This is a genomic window from Antarcticimicrobium sediminis (genome assembly GCF_004348975.1).
In the GTDB taxonomy this organism is placed as follows: domain Bacteria; phylum Pseudomonadota; class Alphaproteobacteria; order Rhodobacterales; family Rhodobacteraceae; genus Antarcticimicrobium; species Antarcticimicrobium sediminis.
This window is the reverse complement of the sequence record NZ_SMFP01000011.1, coordinates 65,405-82,559: the sequence shown is the minus strand read 5'-3', so window position 1 is coordinate 82,559 and position 17,155 is coordinate 65,405. Positions and strand designations below refer to the sequence as shown.

18 protein-coding genes are annotated in these 17,155 nt (G+C 64.3%); 10 read left to right on the top strand and 8 right to left on the bottom strand.

Translation table 11 applies throughout. The features are described 5' to 3' along the window. The first annotated feature begins 6 nt into the window (after nt 1–6). From E1B25_RS15975 to lpxK, 6 genes are all read left to right on the top strand, one after another. Complete coding sequence (locus E1B25_RS15975) at nt 7–1,530, top strand: DUF2125 domain-containing protein (protein WP_132830521.1); 1,524 nt, start codon at nt 7–9, stop codon at nt 1,528–1,530. A 124-nt stretch (nt 1,531–1,654) separates the two neighbouring features. Further along, nucleotides 1,655–3,001, top strand: a complete 1,347-nt coding sequence (locus E1B25_RS15970; protein ID WP_132830520.1) for a TldD/PmbA family protein — start codon at nt 1,655–1,657, stop codon at nt 2,999–3,001. Then, complete coding sequence (locus tag E1B25_RS15965) at nt 2,988–3,791, top strand: 3'(2'),5'-bisphosphate nucleotidase CysQ (protein WP_132830519.1); 804 nt, start codon at nt 2,988–2,990, stop codon at nt 3,789–3,791. Before E1B25_RS15970 ends, E1B25_RS15965 begins: the two co-directional genes overlap by 14 nt. A 123-nt stretch (nt 3,792–3,914) precedes the next feature. After that, nucleotides 3,915–4,157, top strand: a complete 243-nt coding sequence (locus E1B25_RS15960; protein ID WP_132830518.1) for a DUF4170 domain-containing protein — start codon at nt 3,915–3,917, stop codon at nt 4,155–4,157. 4 nt (nt 4,158–4,161) lie between these two features. Continuing rightward, nucleotides 4,162–5,388: a 3-deoxy-D-manno-octulosonic acid transferase gene (locus tag E1B25_RS15955; protein WP_165937642.1), complete on the top strand. Its 1,227-nt coding sequence runs from the start codon at nt 4,162–4,164 to the stop codon at nt 5,386–5,388. Beyond that, a complete protein-coding gene (gene lpxK / locus E1B25_RS15950) occupies nt 5,375–6,376 on the top strand; it encodes a tetraacyldisaccharide 4'-kinase (protein WP_132830516.1) in 1,002 nt (333 codons plus the stop codon). The genes E1B25_RS15955 and lpxK overlap by 14 nt, the downstream gene beginning before the upstream one ends. A 146-nt stretch (nt 6,377–6,522) precedes the next feature. Here the strand turns inward: lpxK and E1B25_RS15945 are convergent, their stop codons facing one another. The 3 genes from E1B25_RS15945 to E1B25_RS15935 are packed head-to-tail and all read right to left on the bottom strand — an operon-like array spanning nt 6,523 to nt 8,798. Then, complete coding sequence (locus tag E1B25_RS15945; protein WP_132830515.1) at nt 6,523–7,641, bottom strand: CaiB/BaiF CoA transferase family protein; 1,119 nt, start codon at nt 7,639–7,641, stop codon at nt 6,523–6,525. Beyond that, nucleotides 7,638–8,255 (bottom strand): DsbA family protein, encoded by a 618-nt coding sequence (locus E1B25_RS15940; protein ID WP_132830514.1) that lies wholly within the window; start codon nt 8,253–8,255, stop codon nt 7,638–7,640. Before E1B25_RS15940 ends, E1B25_RS15945 begins: the two co-directional genes overlap by 4 nt. Before the next feature lie 36 nt (nt 8,256–8,291). Beyond that, nucleotides 8,292–8,798, bottom strand: coding sequence for a DUF721 domain-containing protein (locus E1B25_RS15935; protein ID WP_132830513.1), 507 nt, complete (start codon nt 8,796–8,798; stop codon nt 8,292–8,294). Nucleotides 8,799–8,891: 93 nt separating this feature from the next. On the opposite strand from E1B25_RS15935, the gene E1B25_RS15930 reads away from it, so the two are divergent. Then, on the top strand, nt 8,892–9,959 hold the full coding sequence (locus E1B25_RS15930; RefSeq protein WP_132830512.1) for an A/G-specific adenine glycosylase: 1,068 nt from the start codon (nt 8,892–8,894) through the stop codon (nt 9,957–9,959). Between the two features lie 66 nt (nt 9,960–10,025). Then, entirely contained in the window at nt 10,026–11,168 is a 1,143-nt protein-coding gene (locus tag E1B25_RS15925; RefSeq protein WP_132830511.1) for an alkane 1-monooxygenase, read from the top strand. 198 nt (nt 11,169–11,366) lie between these two features. Here the strand turns inward: E1B25_RS15925 and E1B25_RS15920 are convergent, their stop codons facing one another. From E1B25_RS15920 to E1B25_RS15905, 4 genes are all read right to left on the bottom strand, one after another. Then, complete coding sequence (locus E1B25_RS15920; RefSeq protein ID WP_132830510.1) at nt 11,367–12,473, bottom strand: site-specific DNA-methyltransferase; 1,107 nt, start codon at nt 12,471–12,473, stop codon at nt 11,367–11,369. Between the two features lie 88 nt (nt 12,474–12,561). Next, nucleotides 12,562–13,194 (bottom strand): ribonuclease HII, encoded by a 633-nt coding sequence (locus E1B25_RS15915; protein WP_132830509.1) that lies wholly within the window; start codon nt 13,192–13,194, stop codon nt 12,562–12,564. A 55-nt stretch (nt 13,195–13,249) separates the two neighbouring features. Further along, the gene (locus E1B25_RS15910; RefSeq protein ID WP_132830508.1) at nt 13,250–14,512 is read right to left on the bottom strand and encodes a SulP family inorganic anion transporter; all 1,263 of its coding nucleotides are present in this window, start codon (nt 14,510–14,512) and stop codon (nt 13,250–13,252) included. A 254-nt stretch (nt 14,513–14,766) separates the two neighbouring features. Then, nucleotides 14,767–15,174: a hypothetical protein gene (locus E1B25_RS15905; protein WP_132830507.1), complete on the bottom strand. Its 408-nt coding sequence runs from the start codon at nt 15,172–15,174 to the stop codon at nt 14,767–14,769. A 184-nt stretch (nt 15,175–15,358) separates the two neighbouring features. Here E1B25_RS15905 and E1B25_RS15900 point away from each other — a divergent pair, with 184 nt between their 5' ends. Together E1B25_RS15900 and E1B25_RS15895 are read left to right on the top strand one after the other, a co-directional pair. Beyond that, the gene (locus tag E1B25_RS15900) at nt 15,359–15,658 is read left to right on the top strand and encodes a hypothetical protein (RefSeq protein WP_132830506.1); all 300 of its coding nucleotides are present in this window, start codon (nt 15,359–15,361) and stop codon (nt 15,656–15,658) included. Next, entirely contained in the window at nt 15,630–16,331 is a 702-nt protein-coding gene (locus tag E1B25_RS15895) for a winged helix-turn-helix domain-containing protein (RefSeq protein ID WP_132830505.1), read from the top strand. The genes E1B25_RS15900 and E1B25_RS15895 overlap by 29 nt, the downstream gene beginning before the upstream one ends. Before the next feature lie 577 nt (nt 16,332–16,908). On the opposite strand, the gene E1B25_RS15885 is transcribed toward E1B25_RS15895, so the two are convergent. Beyond that, entirely contained in the window at nt 16,909–17,115 is a 207-nt protein-coding gene (locus E1B25_RS15885) for a cold-shock protein (protein WP_132830503.1), read from the bottom strand. Nucleotides 17,116–17,155: the final 40 nt, after the last annotated feature.

The window sequence follows — 17,155 nt, the reverse complement described above, 5'->3', positions numbered from 1 at the left end:
ATTTGCATGATGTCTTATCTTACGCGCGGCTCAGCGATGGCGCTGGTCCTGTCGTGCACGGCCCATGGTGCGCTCGCCGATGTGGCTGCGCAGGACGTCTGGACCGATTGGCAAGGCTACCTGTCTGCGGCTGGCTATCAGATCACGGCCAGCGAAAGCATGACCGGCGGCACGCTGACCGTCAGCGACCTCAGCATGGCGCTGCAACTGCCCGAGGACCAGGGCACTGTCTCGATCCTGCTGGACCAGCTGCAATTCGCCGAGAATGGCGATGGCACCGTCAATGTCGTCATGCCGCCACAGATGCCGATCACATTTGATGTCACCGATGGCGAGGAAGACGTCACCGCGGTCATCGGGCTGACCCAATCCGGGGCCGCGATGGTGGTCTCGGGCGCGCCCGACGACATGACCTATGCCTACACATCGGCCAACATCGGTGTGCGCATGGACTCTCTCACGGTCGACGGCGACTCCATGCCGCCCGAGGCTCTGCGCATGACCATGGCGCTGAACAACGTGATCAGCAGCACCCACATGCGGCTGAGCGACATGCGCAGCTATGAGCAGAGCATGACCGCGACCTCGCTGACCTATGACCTCGCCTTTGACGATCCCGAGTCCGAAGATGCCGCCACCTTCCGGGGCGACCTGCAAAAGCTCGGCTTCGCCGGCTCGGGCAGTGTGCCGCTGGAGATGGACGCCTCTGATCTGCCCCGGATGCTGGACTCCGGGTTCGGCTTTGACGGTCGGTTCACCTATGCGTCGGGCACCGGCAACATGTCGGGCACCGGCGACGGCGAACAGTTCGCCATGCGCACCGCCTCGCAGGGGGGCGTGCTGTCGGTGGCGATGGATGCCGCGCATCTGGCCTATGAGGTGTCGCAGAACCAGAGCGATATCACGATGGAAACGGCCGAACTGCCCTTTCCAATCGCCATCGCAATGCAAAAGATGGCCTTTGCGCTCAACATGCCGATTGCCAAGTCGGACGCGCAGCAACCCTTTGCCTTTGGTCTGACCATCGCCGATTTCACCATGCCGGAACAGCTTTGGGGAATCTTCGATCCGGGCGCGATCCTGCCGCGTGATCCGGCGACGATCATCGTCGATCTGAGCGGCAAGCTGAAGCTGCTGGCCGATCTGCTGGATCCCGCGATCGCCGAAACCATCGAGAGCAGCGACACCCCTCCGGGTGAGCTGCACGCGCTGACGATCAACGCTCTGCGGGTCTTGGCCGCCGGTGCAGAATTGACCGGCACGGGTGATTTCACCTTTGACAACACCGACATGGAAAGCTTTGACGGCATCCCCGCACCGGCGGGCACTGCCAAGCTGAAGCTGGTCGGCGCCAACGGGCTGATCGACAAGCTGATCCAGATGGGGGTGATGTCGGACGGCGACGCCACCGGCGCGCGCATGATGATGGGCATGATGGCGGTGCCGGGCGGAGCACCCGATACGCTGAACTCGACGATCGAGATCAACGATCAGGGCCATATCCTCGCCAACGGACAGCGCCTGAAATAACCCTGTCCCGCTGCGGGACGTGGTGCGGGGCCGGGTCATACCGGCCCCGTTTTCCGTTCGCTCCCTTGCAGCGCGGGCCATCCGGGGCTACCTCATGGCCTGAGAATTGCAAGCAAGGGCGCCCATGACCCAATCCCTCGAAGAGCTGTGCCACGCCATCCTGACCGCTGCCCGCAAGGCCGGCGCAGAGACCGCCGACGCCATCGCCCTCAGCGGCGGATCGGTCGAGGTCGACATCCGCGCCGGCACTCTGGAAAAGGCCGAGCGGTCCGAAGGCACCGACATCGGCCTGCGCGTCCTTATAGGGAGGCGACAGGCCAATGTGTCGTCCTCGGACACCCGGCCCGAAACGCTGACCGAAATGGCCGAGCGCGCGGTCGCCATGGCCCGCGAAACCCCCGAAGATCCCTATGCCGGGCTGGCCGATCCAGACCAGTTGGCGCAGGGCTGGGACGCCGCCGCGCTGGAGCTTGACGATCCGACCCCCGAACCGGCCCCGACCGAGTTGCAGGCCGATGCGCAGGCCGCCGAAGCCGCCGCGCTGGCCGTCGAGGGCGTGACTCAGGTTCAGGCTGCCGGGGCCTCCTACAGCCGCCACGCGGTGCATATCGCCGCCAGCAACGGGTTCTCTGGCGGCTACCAGCGCAGCGGGCGGTCGACCTCTTGCGTTGCGATTGCCGGCACCGGTACGGGGATGGAGCGCGACTATGACGGCGACAGCCGCACCTTTCAGGCCGATCTGCGCAGCCCGGCGGACATCGGCCAGCGCGCCGGCGAACGTGCCGTGGCGCGCCTTGGTGCCCGCAAGCCCAGCACCGGGCAATTCCCGGTGTTGTTCGACGAACGTATCGCCTCGTCCCTGATCGGGCATCTGCTCGGGGCTTCCAATGGCGCGGCCGTGGCGCGCGGCTCGTCCTGGCTCAAGGACGATCTGGGCAAACTTGTGCTGCCCGAACAGCTGTCGGTGATCGAAAATCCGCACCGTCCCCGAATCGGCGGGTCGCGCCCGTTTGACGCCGAAGGCTTGCCGACGCGGGACCGCGCCATCGTGGAAAACGGCATACTCACCGGCTGGACGTTGGATCTGGCCAGTGCGCGCAAACTGGGGATGGCCCCCACCGGCAACGCCGCGCGCGGGGTCTCCTCGCCGCCGTCGCCGGCGAACTGGAACATCTCGCTCACCCCCGGCGAGGCCAGCCGCGCCGACCTGATCCGCGACATGGGCACCGGCCTGCTGGTGACCTCGCTGATCGGCTCGACCATCAACCCCAACACCGGCGATTATTCGCGCGGCGCAGCGGGTCTTTGGATCGAGAACGGCGAAATCGCCTATCCGGTCAACGAATGCACCATTGCCGGCAATCTGCGCGAGATGTTGCTGCGGATCATACCGGCCAACGATGCGCGCGCCTATCTGTCCCGCGTGGTGCCCTCGCTGCTGATCGAAGGCATGACACTTGCGGGAAGCTGACCTCATCCTCCTGACCGAGGCCGCGCGCGCGGCGGGCGAAATCGCCTGCAGCTTTACCGGCCCCGACGCCCGGCGCTGGGACAAGCCCGGCGGCGCCGGCCCGGTGACCGAGGCGGATCTTGCCGTCAACGACATGCTGGAACAACGGCTGCGCGCGGCGCGGCCCGACTACGGCTGGCTGTCCGAGGAAAGCGAAGACAACGCCGAGCGGCTGGCGCGCGACCGGGTGTTCATCATCGATCCGATCGACGGCACCCGCGCCTTTACCGAAGGCGCCCGCACCTGGGCCCATGCGCTGGCCGTCGCCGAACACGGCGTCGTCACGGCGGCGGTGGTCTATCTGCCGATGTGTGATCTGCTCTACAGCGCCGCACGCGGGAGAGGCGCGCGCCTCAACGGCGCGGCCATTGCCCCCCGTGATACGCAAGATCTGGATCAGGCCGAAATCCTCGCCACCCGCCCCAACATGGCGGCGCAGCACTGGCGCGCCGGTGCGGTGCCCGGTTTTCGCCGGGCCTATCGCCCATCCCTGGCCTATCGCATGGCGCTGGTGGCGCAGGGGCGTTACGACGGCATGATGACGCTGCGCCCCAGTTGGGAATGGGACGTCGCCGCCGGGGATCTGATCCTGCACGAGGCCGGGGCGATCTGCACCGACCGGCGCGGTGCGCGGCTGCGCTTCAACAATCCCCGGCCACAGGTCAACGGTGTGATCGCCGCCGGTCGGCCGCTTTATGACCGGCTCAGCGCGGCACTGGAGCCCCGCGACCCCGACATCGCCCCGACCTGAGCCTGCGCCCGCCACCGGGCCAATCCGCGCCGGGCCCCGCCTTGACGCCGCACCGCCAAGGCGTAGGGTGCCGCCAACCCAGAGGCCCTCAATTCGGACCTTCCATTTGCAAAGGATACCGACATGACGCAACGTCTTCACCTCGTTTTCGGTGGCGAACTGATCGACCCGTCGAAAAGCACATTCAAGGATCCCGACAACATCCATATCGTCGGCATGTTCCCCGATTACGCCAGCGCCTATGCCGCTTGGAAAGCCGAGGCGCAGCGCACCGTGGATGACGCGCATATGCGCTATTTCATTGCCCACATCCACCGGCTGCGCGACGAAGAGCGAGAGGCCTCCTCCACCGAAGAGCTGGGCTGAGCACATGCGGTTTTCGCTGGGGCTCGCGACCTATCGCGCGCTGTCCTGGCGGGCGGCGCAACCGGCGCAGGATCAGCCGCCGCCACGGCCTCGGGGGCCGCTGGTCTGGATGCACGCCACCAGCCCCGAGCGGCATCTGGCGCTGCGCGATCTGGGAACGCGGTTGCGGGCCCAACGCCCCGAGATCAATCTGTTGATCACCGTGAATGCCACCGTCCCGGCCTCTGGCACCGGGCGCGATCCCGCGCCACTGCCGCTGCTGTCGGACCATCCGCAGACGGTGCGGGCCTTTCTCGAACATTGGACACCTGATCTGTGCCTTTGGACCGGCGGCGATCTGATGCCGAACCTGATCTGCCAGGCCGCCGATCGTGGCACCCTGATGGTGATCGCCGATCTCGATACCGCTGACCTGCCGCATCGACGCACCGGCTGGTTGACCGATACCACCCGTCCCTGCCTGGAGCGTTTCGACGCCATCCTGACCACAAGCGACAGGGCCGCGGCACAGCTGCGCCACCTTGGCCTGCACCGATCCGAGGTTGAGGCACATTCGCGCCTGCTCATGGGGGTCAGCCCGCCGCCCTGTCCAGAAACCGCACTGGCTGCGGCAACTCAGGTGCTGTCGGCGCGGCCGCTCTGGCTGGCTGCCTATCTCCAGCCCGAGGAATTCGCCCCGGTTCTGGCCGCCCATCGCGATGCGCTGCGCTTTCAGCACCGGCTGCTGCTGGTTGCCGTCCCCGCCGAGCCCGGCGATGCCGGTGCCCTGATCGATGCCGCCGGAGCAGCGGGGCTGCGGTTTGCCGACTGGCACGGCGGCGATTCAATTGGCGAAGAGGTGCAGATCCTGATCTGCGACGACAGTTCGGATCTGGGCCTTTGGTACCGCATGGCCCCGGTCACATTCATGGCCGGATCCCTGACCGAAGGGGCCAGCGGGCGGGCTCCCTTTGCCGCCACCGCGTTGGGATCGGCGGTGCTGTATGGTCCCCATGTCTCGGCCCATGCAGAAGCCTATGAGCGGTTGAATCAGGCACAGGCCGCCCGCATCGTGCACGATTCCGCCAGCTTGGCGCAGGCGGTGGTGCAGCTTTCAGCCCCCGATAACGCCGCTGCGATGGCGCTGGCCGGCTGGGACACGATCACCGAAAGCGCCGCCCTCACCGATCGCCTTGTCGAGTTGATTCAGGACCTGCTGGAGCAGAAGGAGACCCGCGATGCGCGCGCCTGACTTCTGGACCCGGCCGCCGGAGCGCCCCGGCTGGCAAGCCCGGCTGCTGGCACCGCTTGGCGCGCTTTATGCCCGCGCCACGGCGCGACGGGTGGCGCAGGGGCCCGGATTTGCCCCCGGCGTGCCGGTGATCTGTGTCGGCAACCTGAACGCCGGCGGCACCGGAAAGACACCGACGGTCATCTGGGTCATCGAGGCGTTGCGCGCCCTGGGCCATGATCCGCATGTGGTAACCCGCGGCTATGGCGGGCAGCTGTCCGGCCCGGTGCGGGTCGACCCGTCGCGCCACCGCGCGCTGCAAACCGGGGACGAGCCGCTGTTGCTGGCCGCCTTTGCCGAGGTCTGGGTGGCCAAGGACCGGGCCGCCGGGGCGCGCAAGGCTGCGCAGGCGGGCGCCAGCGTGATCGTTCTGGATGACGGGTTTCAGAACCCCTCGGTCCAGAAAACCCTCTCGATTGTCGTGGTGGATGCCGCGCAGGGCTTTGGCAACGGGCGCTGCCTGCCCGCCGGGCCGTTGCGGGAACCGGTCGCCGCCGGGCTGGCGCGGGCCGATCTGGTCCTGTCCCTTGGGACGCCAGAGGCACAGGCGCAGTTCGACCGGATCTGGTCAGCCGCGATCCCGGTGCCACATGCACGCGGCGCGGTGAGCCCGCTAGAGACCGGCATGGACTGGGCCGGAACTCCGGTGCTGGCCTTTGCCGGAATCGGGCAGCCCGAGAAGTTCTTTGCCACCCTGCGTGGCCTTGGCGCGGACCTGCGCCGGGCCGAGCCACTGGATGACCATCAGCCGCTATCAAACGCGCTGATGACCCGGTTGGAGGCCGAGGCAAGACTCCTTGGCGCGCAATTGGTCAGCACCGAAAAGGACGCCGTCCGTCTGCCCGCCGATTTCCGCAGCAAGGTGATCACCTTGCCGGTGCGGTTGCGGGTGGAGGAGGACGAGGCGATCAAGGACATGCTGCGCAAGGCGGCACCGCCGCCGCCCTGACGCCCCTATGACGCCGCAAACGCGGCCCTCTTTTCGGATCCGGCGGCGCAAGATCGTCTGTTGCGCCATGAGTATTTGAAACAAGAAGAAGCGGACAGAGCCGCGGCTGGTGCGGGGCCCTAACAAAGCCCCGCGACCGATGGCGATCAGGCGGCGTCGTCGGCACCCAGTTTCGGCGCGGCCTTTTGCAGCGACAATTCGGCATCCGAGAATTTGAACGGCGACCGTATGCCGGGCACGCCGTCAAGCATGATCTGCATGCCGCGCGCCACCACCTGCGGATCGGCCATCACCTCGGCCAGGTCGTTGATCGGGCCAGCCGGCACGCCCTCGGCCTCGCAGGCGGCGAGCAGGTCGCTCTTGCTGCGCTGCGCCGTGGCCCCGTTCAGCCGCGCGATCATCACCCGGCGATTGGCGATCCTGTCCTTGTTGTGCAGGAACTCCGGCGCCTCGGCCATCTCGTCGAGCCCGAGGATGCGACACAGCCGCTGGTATTGCGGGTCGTTGCCTGTCGCGATGATGATATGCCCGTCGGCACAGTCAAACACCTGATAGGGCGTCAGGTTCATATGGGCATTACCAAGCCGCCCCGGAGGGGTGCCGGTGGTGAGATAGTTCATCGCCTGATTGGCGGTCACCGCCACCGCCACATCCAGCAGCGCCATGTCGATATGCTGGCCACGCCCGGTGCGCTCACGCTGATGCAATGCCGCCAGAATCCCGGCGACCGAATAGATGCCGGTGAAGATGTCGGTGATCGCCACCCCGGATTTCTGCGGCTGACCCTCCGGCTCTCCGGTGATCGACATCAGCCCGGACATGCCCTGGATGATGAAATCATAGCCGGCGCGATGGGCATAGGGCCCGTCCTGTCCGAAGCCGGTGATCGAGCAATAGATCAGCCGCGGATTGATCTGTTTGAGGCTGCCATAATCGAGCCCGTATTTCTTCAAACCACCCAGTTTGAAATTTTCGATCACGATATCGGCGTCGCGGACCAGCGCGCGCACCTTTTCGCGGCCCTCTTGCGTGGTGAAGTCGGCAATGACCGAAGCTTTGCCGCGATTGGCGCTATGGAAATAGGCGGCCGACACCTCGCCCTCGCGCTCGACAAAGGGCGGGCCCCAAGCGCGGGTATCATCGCCCTGCGGGCTTTCCACCTTGATCACCTCGGCGCCCAGATCAGACAACGTCTGACCGGCCCAAGGGCCGGCCAGGATGCGTGCCAGTTCGACGACTTTCAAACCGGAAAGGGGAGAGGTCATTGCTTGGCCAGCTCCGCCTCGATCAGCGCCTTAAAATCTTCCCAGGACTGATTCGACACGCTTTTCCCGTTGACGATGAAACTGGGGGTGGCCTTGATGCCATCGGCCTCGGCGTTCTTTTGATACCAAGCGACCAGCGTCTGCGCCTTGGCCCCGTCCTGCAAGCAGGCCTCCAGCGTGTCATTCTCCAGCCCGGCAAGGCGACCGATCTTGCGCAGCTCATCCACGATTTCGGTCGGGCCACCGGCGCGCACCCAGTCCGACTGTCCCTTGAAGATCAGATCGCTGATGCCAAAGAATTTCTCGGGGCCACCACAGCGCGCGATCATCGACGCCCAGAGACCGTAGCGGTCGAAATACACCTCGCGATAGGTGAAGCGCACCTTGCCGGTATCGATGTATTCGGCCTTGAGCTTTTTATAGGGCCCTTGGTCGAAGGTGGCGCAGTGCGGACAGGTGTAGGAGGCGTATTCGGTGATCGTCACCGGCGCATCCTCGGCGCCTTGCGTCATTTCGACAATGGTCGAGGTGTCGACCTCGGTCGCGTCCTGGGCGTTGGCTGTACCGAACGTCATCAGGACGACCGCAAGCATCGCGGGGAGTATTCGGGTCATCAGAACCCCTTTCTCAATCTTGGTTTTTCGTTTGGCTCAATTTCTTCGTTTGGATAGAACGTTGCGCCCCAGCCGTTCAAGGGCCGCGCGCAGATCATCGTCCGCGATGGCCCCTGCGGTTTCATGGGCCGCCTTGCAAATCTCGGGTCCCGGTTCGGGGCGTGGTTTCGGCGGCGGGGCATCGAACTGGGCCTGCCCTTCGGCAAAGCCGGTGGGCGCGGTCTGGGTGATGCGCACCCGGCTGATCGCGTTATAGCCATAGACCGCGTTCACCCGGTCCCGCAGCTGCTCCTTTTGCATTTCCAGCATCGGCGCATGGGGGCCGGTGGTCAGCACGGTCAATGTCGCGCCAAACCCGCCCCGGCCATAGCCGATCTTGATCGGGCGGGCGATGGTGGCGATATCGGGCCCGGCGATCTCGGCCCAATGGGTCAGCACGCGGGTCACGGCAAAGCCACGGGTTTCGCCCGCATGGCGAATCTGCTCGTTTAGCAGCGTCGCGGTGCGTTTGAAGCCCCGAGTTGTGGATTGGCGCCGAGCCATGCGTGGATTCCCATTGCTTTGGTATTATTCTATGCCCCACAGACCCAAGTACCAGCGAAACCGGAACAACAAGCGGATAAAGGCGGATAAAGATTGCGTGACCCAGATCTCGAAGCCGGCCCCGTCGCGGATGCGCTGCTGGCGTGGTATGACGCCCATGCCCGTGACCTGCCCTGGCGGGTGAGCCCGGCCGAGCGGGCGTTGGGCGTTCGCCCCGACCCATATCGCGTCTGGCTGTCCGAGGTGATGCTGCAACAGACCACGGTGGCCGCCGTGCGTGCCTATTTCCATCGCTTTACCACGCTGTGGCCGGATGTGACTGCGCTGGCCGCGGCCGAGGATGGCACGGTGATGGGGGAATGGGCCGGGCTGGGATATTACGCCCGCGCGCGCAACCTGTTGAAATGCGCCCGCCGTGTCGTCAGTGATCTGGACGGCCGCTTTCCCGATAGCCCCGAGGCGCTGCGGCTGTTGCCCGGCATCGGCCCCTATACCGCCGCCGCCATTGCCGCCATCGCCTTTGACCGGCCCGAAACCGTGCTGGATGGCAATGTCGAACGGGTGATGGCGCGGTTGCATGACATCCACACCCCGCTGCCCGGCGCAAAGCCCGAACTGACGGCGCGTGCCGCCACCCATACGCCCACCACCCGACCGGGGGATTACGCGCAGGCGGTGATGGATCTGGGCGCCACCATCTGCACCCCGAAATCACCGGCCTGCGGGATTTGCCCGCTGCGCGCCCCCTGCCGTGCGCGGGCGGCAGGGACGGCAGCGGAACTGCCGAAAAAGACCCCCAAGAAGCCCAAGCCGACCCGGCGCGGCATCGTCTATCTTGCAAGGCGCGACGATGGTGCGGTGCTGCTGGAACGCCGCCCCGACAAGGGGCTGCTGGGCGGCATGTTGGGCTGGCCCGGCTCCGAGTGGGGCGAGACCGCGCAAGAGCGCCCCCCGTTCGCGGCGCAATGGGACACTCTGGCGGGCGAGGTGCGCCATACCTTTACCCATTTCCACCTGATCCTGACGGTCAAGACCGCCCCTTTGCCCGACCGCATGAACCCGGAAACAGGCGAGATCATCACCGCAGCCGGGTTTCGGCCCAGCGACCTGCCGACGGTGATGCGCAAAGCCTATGACCTGTGGCGCGACGGCGTGGCGTAACCATGTGCAAACCTCGGAAAATTGGGTAGAATCGCCCCTGTTTCGTACAATTGCTCGAGGTGCCCGATGATCCCCCGCGAAAAGCTGGCCCGCTGGCAAAGCGCCCTGCCCTTCTGGGTCTCGTTCCTGCTGATCCCCGTCGCGTGGCTGGGGGCGGTCGCCGGGGGCTGGACGGTAATCTTGCTGCCGTTGATCACGTGGTATCTGTTCGCCGCGCTTGATCAGGTGGCCGGGCTGAATCTTGAGAATGCCGACCCGGAAACGCTGGCCGAGGATCTGCTTTGGTACCGGGCGCTGACCAGTCTCTGGGTGCCGCTGCAGTTTTTCACGCTGTTCGGGATGATCTGGTATGTCACCCATAGCGACCATCTTTCGGTGCTTGAAAAGATCGTGCTGTTCTTTGGCATGGGCGTGATCACCGGCACCATCGGGATCAATTACAGCCATGAGCTGATGCATCAGAAGAACCGGCTGGAGCGCGGGCTGGGCGATATCCTGCTGGCGATGGTGCTGTATTCTCATTTCCGCTCGGAACATCTGCTGGTGCATCACAGCTATGTCGGCACCCCGCGCGATGCGGTCACCGCGCGCTATAACGAGGGGTTTCACCGGTTTTATCCGCGAGTGCTGCGGCAAAGCCTGATATCGGCCTTCCGGGCTGAAAAGGCCCGGCTTGCGCGCAAGGGGCGACGCTGGAGCGATGGCTCCAACCCGTTCTGGCGCTATTGGGGCCTGCAAGGTTTGATGCTGCTGCTGGCGGGTCTGCTGGGCGGCTGGGCCGGGCTGGGGCTGTTCCTGCTTCAGGCGGGCGTGGCGGTCTGGCAGTTGGAGCTGGTCAATTATGTCGAACACTACGGGCTGACGCGGAAGTATCTGGGTGACGGCACCTATGAACATGTCCTGCCACAGCATTCGTGGAACGCGGCGCAAAAGGTGTCAAACTGGCTGCTGATCAACCTGCAGCGCCACTCAGACCATCACTATAAACCTGACCGGCGGTTCCCGCTGTTGCAGAACCACACCGTCGCGGATGCGCCGCAACTGCCCTATGGCTATCCGATCATGACGGTGGCGGCGATGATCCCGCCGCTTTGGCGCCGGGTGATGAACCCGCGCGTGCGCCATTGGCGGGCGATGTATTATCCCGAGATCACCGACTGGACCCCCTATACCAAGGCGACGAACCCGATGCCGAAGCGGAGCCTTTGAGGGCGCGGCGCGCTGTTGCGCCTTTGGCGTGACGATCACCAAAGGCCGGGGTCCGACAGTCGTCAACAAAAACAGTCACCCATAAAAAAGCCCCGCCAGAACGGCGGGGCCAGGTGCGGTGCCACTTAGGGGCCATCAAGCGGCCTTTGGGCACCGGCGGTCATGTCGTGGTCGTCTTTGCCGAGTCAGTCTTGGGGATTATGCCTCGCGCATTTCCGAACGTATCTGCTGGCGCAGAACGTCGATCGGGATGACCTTGCCTTCTTTCTTGAAGCACCAATAGGTCCAGCCGTTGCAGCTTGGCGCGCCCTCAAACGCGGCGCCGACCTGATGGATCGAACCTTTGACCTCGCCCCCGACCAGCGTGCCATCTGCGCGCACCTTGGCCTTGTAGCGTTTGTTCATCGAAAACAGCTCTTCGCCCGGGCGCAGCATACCACGTTCGACCAGTTGACCGAACGGCACGCGCGGTTCGGCGCGTTTGCTGACACTGACCTGCAGGGCGTCGCGTTCGAATTTGCGCACCCGCGAGATGCGCTTTTCGGCAACCTTGCGATAGGCGGCCTCGCGCTCGATCCCGATGAATTCACGCCCCAGCATCTTGGCCACGGCGCCGGTGGTGCCGGTGCCAAAGAACGGGTCAAGCACCACATCGCCGGGGTTGGTCGAACCGACCAGAACCCGGTGCAACAGCGATTCCGGCTTTTGCGTGGGGTGCGCCTTGTCGCCGTTGTCGTCCTTGAGCCGCTCGTGCCCGGTGCAGATCGGCAAGACCCAGTCCGAGCGCATCTGAATGCCCTCGTTCAGCGCCTTGAGCGCCTCGTAGTTGAAAGTGTATTTGCCGCCTTCGGATTTCGAAGCCCAGATCATCGTCTCATGCGCGTTGGTGAACCGTTTGCCCCGGAAATTCGGCATCGGGTTGGCCTTGCGCCAGACCACATCGTTAAGAATCCAATAGCCTTCATTTTGCAGCGCCGAACCAACCCGGAAGATGTTGTGATAGGAACCGATCACCCAGATCGCGCCGTTCGGCTTGAGCAGCCGACGTGCGGCGGCGAGCCATTCGCGGGTGAACTTGTCATAGGCAGCAAAGGAATCGAATTGATCCCAATGGTCATCCACCGCGTCGACCTGGCTGTTGTCGGGGCGGTGCAACTGGTTCTTGAGCTGCAGGTTGTAGGGGGGATCCGCAAAGATAAGATCGACACTGCTCTCCGGCAGACTGTTCATCACCTCGATGCAGTCACCATCCAGAATAGTATTCAACGGGAGCGCTGCGGCGCCCTTGGTTTTGGTTTTTGTCATTTTCTGCCTCTATTCGGCGCTTTGGTGCGCTCGTTTTATAGCGACAAGGATGAGTCAATCCCGATTCGACGTCAATTTCTTTTTTGAATCAGTCACTTAGGTATTTCTCTTGATACAAGATATTGTGTACCGGTTTGAATGAATGTCTATGGTGTGGGGTGACACCGAGATTTTGCAGCGCCTCTTTATGGCTTTTCGTCGGGTATCCCGCGTTTCTTTCCCAACCATAACCCGGATGCTGTTGCGCCAAATCCACCATCATCCGATCGCGGCGGGTTTTGGCCATGATCGAGGCCGCCGAAATCGACACCGAGCGCGCGTCGCCACCGATCACGGCGCGCGACGGGAGGGTGAGCCCGGCAGGGATCATATTGCCGTCGATCAGCAGGAAATCGGGGGCCGGATCCAGCGCGGCAACGGCGCGCTGCATCGCGAGATGGCTGGCGCGCAGGATGTTGATCTCGTCGATCTCTGCAACGCTGGCATGGGCAATCGCAAACTCGGCGGAGTCGCGCAGCAGCTGGTCCAGCGTCTCGCGGCGGCGCGCGGTAAGCTTTTTGGAATCGTTCAGCCCCGGGGGAATGGCGTCGGGGTTCAAAATAACGGCCGCTGCGGTCACCGGGCCGGCGATGGGGCCGCGGCCGACCTCGTCAACGCCGGCGATGCGCAGGTGCCCTTGCGCGTGCAATGCCTGTTCAAGGCTGTAATCAGGATGGCTCATGCGTGCCTTGCTGCCCCGTCACCCGGGGCAGCACAAGAGGGATTGATTGATCCGCTCAACGATCCGGCGTGTGCCAGTCGGCGGGCGGCACGTCGCGGCGGCGCAAGCGCAGCGCCAGACCAACCGCCACACCGACGCCGATTGCGACGGTCAAGTCAGCGACCACCGTCAACACCAGCGTCAGCAGCAGCAGCACCCGGTCCGACATCCGCGCCTTCATGTAGACGTGCCATTTGTCAGGCTCGCTCATGTTCCAGGCCGTCAGCATCAGCAACGCGGCCAGCGCTGGCATCGCCAGATAGCCCGCCAGCGGCGCGGCCACCATCATCACCACCAGAATGGTCAGCGCGTGCACCAGCCCGGCCACCGGCGTCTTGCCGCCGGCGCGCACGTTGGTGGCGGTGCGGGCAATCGCCCCGGTCGCAGGCAGCCCGCCGAACAAGGCCGAGCCGATATTGGCCAGCCCCTGTGCCCGCACTTCCGCGTTCGGGCGGTGTTTGCCGCCGATCATCCGGTCCGACACCATCGCCGAGAGCAACGATTCCACCGCCGCAAGAAAGGCGATGACCGCGGCAGAGGGCAGCAATTCGATCACCCGCGCATAGGACAGTTCGGGAAGGGACGGCATCGGCAGGTGATCGGGCAGCGCCCCGAACCGGGAAAAGATCGTATCAATCGGCAAGGTGAAGATCGCGGCAAGCGCCGAGCCCAGCCCGACCGCAACGATCAGCCCCGGAAACCGCGGGAACAGCCGCCGCAACGCCACGATCGCCACCATCGTCAACAGCCCGATGCCAAAGCTTTCCCAGTTGACCGTGTCGCGCGCGTGCCAAAGCGCCGGTATCTTCTCGATGAAATCAGCAGGGACCGTTTCCATTGAAAAGCCAAAGAAATCCTTGATCTGGCTGGTGGCGATGATCACCCCGATCCCGATGGTAAAGCCGTTGATCACCGGTTCCGGCACATAGGCAATCAGGCTGCCGGCCCTGAGATAACCCGCGACCAACAGGATCAGCCCGGCCATGAGGGTGGCAAGCACCAGCCCGTCATAGCCGTGTTGCGCGACCACCCCGTAGACCACCACGATAAAGGCCCCGGTCGGCCCCCCGATCTGCACCCGGCTGCCACCAAAGGCCGAGATCAGGAACCCCGCCACAATCGCGGTGATCAGACCCGACGCCGGGTCAGCCCCCGAGGCGATGGCGATGGCAAGGCTGAGCGGCAGCGCCACCATCGCCACGGTGATCCCCGCCAGCACATCGGCGCTGAAATCGGGCATCGTATAGGTCTTCAAAGTGGTCAGAATCTTGGGTTTCATTGCGCGGCCCATGCATGTCGAGGTTGGATGGGCAGGGCCCCGCGTCGCCCGGTTCGGGGTGACGTCGGTCGCGTACGCTGTCGCGCGCGGCCCCGCTGGGGCGTCGAAACAAACGCGGCAGCCAAGCGGGGTCCTGTCCGGATCAGGATCAGCGCATATGATGCGATAGGCGGGTGAGTTTCAACTCCCCCATACAAAAAAAGGGCGGCCCCGGTGGCCACCCTTGCAATCCCTGTCGGGGGTGTTGCCGCATGTCAGCGATGAACATGCACGATGCGCTTGTTGACGACCCTTTTGCGCACGATCACCTGACGCCGCGGCGGGGTCTGAACGCGGGTGTGATGTTGATGCTGCGGCGCGTAGGCGCGCGGCGGCTGATAGACCGGGCGTGGTGCCTGATAGACCGGACGCGGCTGCTGATAAACATGCTGCGGCGGCTGATGCACCACCACCCTGCGCTGGTGAACGACAGGGCCACGATCATTGCGGCTGTCCTCGATGGCGGCACCGATGATCGCCAGTCCGACCAGACCGGCAAAGATGCGCGCCGCGTCGTTATCAGCGCGGGCGGGGGCGGCGGTGGCGCCGGTGATGGCCACTGTCAGCGCGAGGCCCGAGATCAGGGCGATGAAGGAACGGTGCGAGAAAACCTTGCGTGTCATTGGAGGATCCTTTCATGGGTGCGATCCGTTGCGGTGCCGACGGTGTTTGATCCGTGGCGGTGATGCATCCACCCTCGCCCCGGGGCGCTCAGACAGGCAATAACGGCCCGCTGATATCGGATAACAGCCACCGCAAAGCCCTGTGGTTATTGAATGACCGCCATTCTCCAGTCAGGATGATCCAATGAAACAGATCCTGCTCCCCATCGCCCTGATCGCCGGTCTGGTGGCAACCGCATTGGCCGCCCCGGCCTCGGCGGCCGAGTGCTATGCCGATTACAAGGCCAAGCGCGACAACCCGCTGAAGCTGCACTATGGCATTGTGCAACTGCGCGGCGGCTGCGACCGTCAATCTGCGCGGGCCGAGGTTTCGGCCCGGCTGCAACAGAACGGCTGGACACTGCTGAATGTGGTGTCGGTCTTTGGCCCCGAAGGGCTGCAAGGGAGGAGGGCCAATGCCGGACGTTTCTATCTCCGGTTCTGAGCCGCGCCGCCCCGGCGCCCGGATCGTGGTGGTCGGCATCGCGGCCATCGTAGCGATTCTGATCGTCGCGGGCGTGGTGTTGCTGCTGACCCTACCTGACGCCAACGCATTCAATGCGCGGGTCGAGCGGCTGTTTGTCGAAAGCGATCTGACCAGTGGCACCGAAATCAAGCTGTTGGAAATCCTCGCCCAATCCGGCACCGCCTTTGCCGATACGCTGGCCAGTTACCGTATGGTGATCTTTGTTCTGCTGGTCTTTGCCACCGCGATGATGGTGGCCGCGCTGGTGTTTCTGGTGCTGCTGGCCGGGCTGAACCGACGCATGGCTCAGGTTGAACGGGCCGGCATTCAGGTCAACTCGCTGCTGATCAGCCGCGAGGAAAACACCGTTTACCTCAACAACATGGACTTCAAGCTGACCGCCGCCGCAATGGAAACCCTGTCGGTTCTGGCCGAGGCGCGGCTGGATGACGAGGTGCTGTCAGGGGCCGAGATCGAAGCCGTGGTCTCGGGGCGCGATTCGTCGGATTGTGACGAGGCCGCCGGGGCCACGCGAATCAAGCGGTTGCGCGACACCTTGGGCAACCAGATGGTGAGCGAACTTCTGGTCAAGAACATCGCCCGGCGCGGCTATATGCTGGCGATCGAAAAGGATGTGATCCGAATGGTGTGAGGGTCTGCAACGGTGGCGACCCAACCCGTCTGAGACCACAAGGACTCGCACCCGGCTTTGCCCGCGCGCTCCCTCGACCGGTTTGATGCGATACGGTTTCCCCCACGCAAACGGCGAATCAGGCGTGGCCCGCAAGCGGGTGCGCCACTGGAGAGCGGCCAATATGATCAGGAACAGGGGGGGGATCAGAAACGCGAAAACGGCAAAGGAATTTCTTCGCCGTTCACACTCCGAAGAGCATCCGCTGACTATCCGCTGCGGATGAGTCGGCATGCCGTCAGGAAGCGCCGTCAGTCTCCGGCTCAGGCTTCTTTGCGGCTGATTTCTTTGGTTTGGGCGCTGCGTCTCCGGCCTCTTTGGCCAGGCGCGCTGCCTTGAGTGTGGCGGTGAGCGTCGCGCGTTTTGCGGTCTCTGCCTCGACAATCCGCTTTGATTCTGCGGTCGCCCTGTCGTGTGGGCTTAGTGATTTCGGTGCCGGGGCCCGAAACACTGCATCATACTTATCCTTACGCGCCATCTTCCCCCCAAAAGGTCAGGCCCGACCAAAACGGTCGGGCCTTCGCAGTGTCGTAACGGATCAGGCGAGTGCCAGATCACGTGCAGATTCGCGCCCGTCGCGACCAGCTTCGACCTCAAAGGTCACAGCTTGGCCGTCGTCGAGGTGGCTGATGCCAGCCCGCTCAACAGCGGAAATGTGGACAAAGATGTCTTTGCCGCCGGACTCGGGTGCGATAAAGCCGAAGCCTTTAGTTTGGTTGAACCACTTCACGGTGCCTTTAGCCATCGTGACGTCTCCTCATAGTATGTGTTGCCCACAGAACGCG

Coding starts and splice junctions, on each gene's coding strand:
- E1B25_RS15970 (WP_132830520.1), top strand. CDS start 1,655: ATGACCCAATCCCTCGAAGAGCTGTGCCACGCCATCCTGACCGCTGCC.
- E1B25_RS15915 (WP_132830509.1), bottom strand. CDS start 13,194: ATGAGCCATCCTGATTACAGCCTTGAACAGGCATTGCACGCGCAAGGG.
- E1B25_RS15955 (WP_165937642.1), top strand. CDS start 4,162: ATGCGGTTTTCGCTGGGGCTCGCGACCTATCGCGCGCTGTCCTGGCGG.
- E1B25_RS15910 (WP_132830508.1), bottom strand. CDS start 14,512: ATGAAACCCAAGATTCTGACCACTTTGAAGACCTATACGATGCCCGAT.
- E1B25_RS15960 (WP_132830518.1), top strand. CDS start 3,915: ATGACGCAACGTCTTCACCTCGTTTTCGGTGGCGAACTGATCGACCCG.
- E1B25_RS15885 (WP_132830503.1), bottom strand. CDS start 17,115: ATGGCTAAAGGCACCGTGAAGTGGTTCAACCAAACTAAAGGCTTCGGC.
- E1B25_RS15925 (WP_132830511.1), top strand. CDS start 10,026: ATGATCCCCCGCGAAAAGCTGGCCCGCTGGCAAAGCGCCCTGCCCTTC.
- E1B25_RS15975 (WP_132830521.1), top strand. CDS start 7: ATGATGTCTTATCTTACGCGCGGCTCAGCGATGGCGCTGGTCCTGTCG.
- E1B25_RS15920 (WP_132830510.1), bottom strand. CDS start 12,473: ATGACAAAAACCAAAACCAAGGGCGCCGCAGCGCTCCCGTTGAATACT.
- lpxK (WP_132830516.1), top strand. CDS start 5,375: ATGCGCGCGCCTGACTTCTGGACCCGGCCGCCGGAGCGCCCCGGCTGG.
- E1B25_RS15900 (WP_132830506.1), top strand. CDS start 15,359: ATGAAACAGATCCTGCTCCCCATCGCCCTGATCGCCGGTCTGGTGGCA.
- E1B25_RS15935 (WP_132830513.1), bottom strand. CDS start 8,798: ATGGCTCGGCGCCAATCCACAACTCGGGGCTTCAAACGCACCGCGACG.
- E1B25_RS15895 (WP_132830505.1), top strand. CDS start 15,630: ATGCCGGACGTTTCTATCTCCGGTTCTGAGCCGCGCCGCCCCGGCGCC.
- E1B25_RS15940 (WP_132830514.1), bottom strand. CDS start 8,255: ATGACCCGAATACTCCCCGCGATGCTTGCGGTCGTCCTGATGACGTTC.
- E1B25_RS15945 (WP_132830515.1), bottom strand. CDS start 7,641: ATGACCTCTCCCCTTTCCGGTTTGAAAGTCGTCGAACTGGCACGCATC.
- E1B25_RS15905 (WP_132830507.1), bottom strand. CDS start 15,174: ATGACACGCAAGGTTTTCTCGCACCGTTCCTTCATCGCCCTGATCTCG.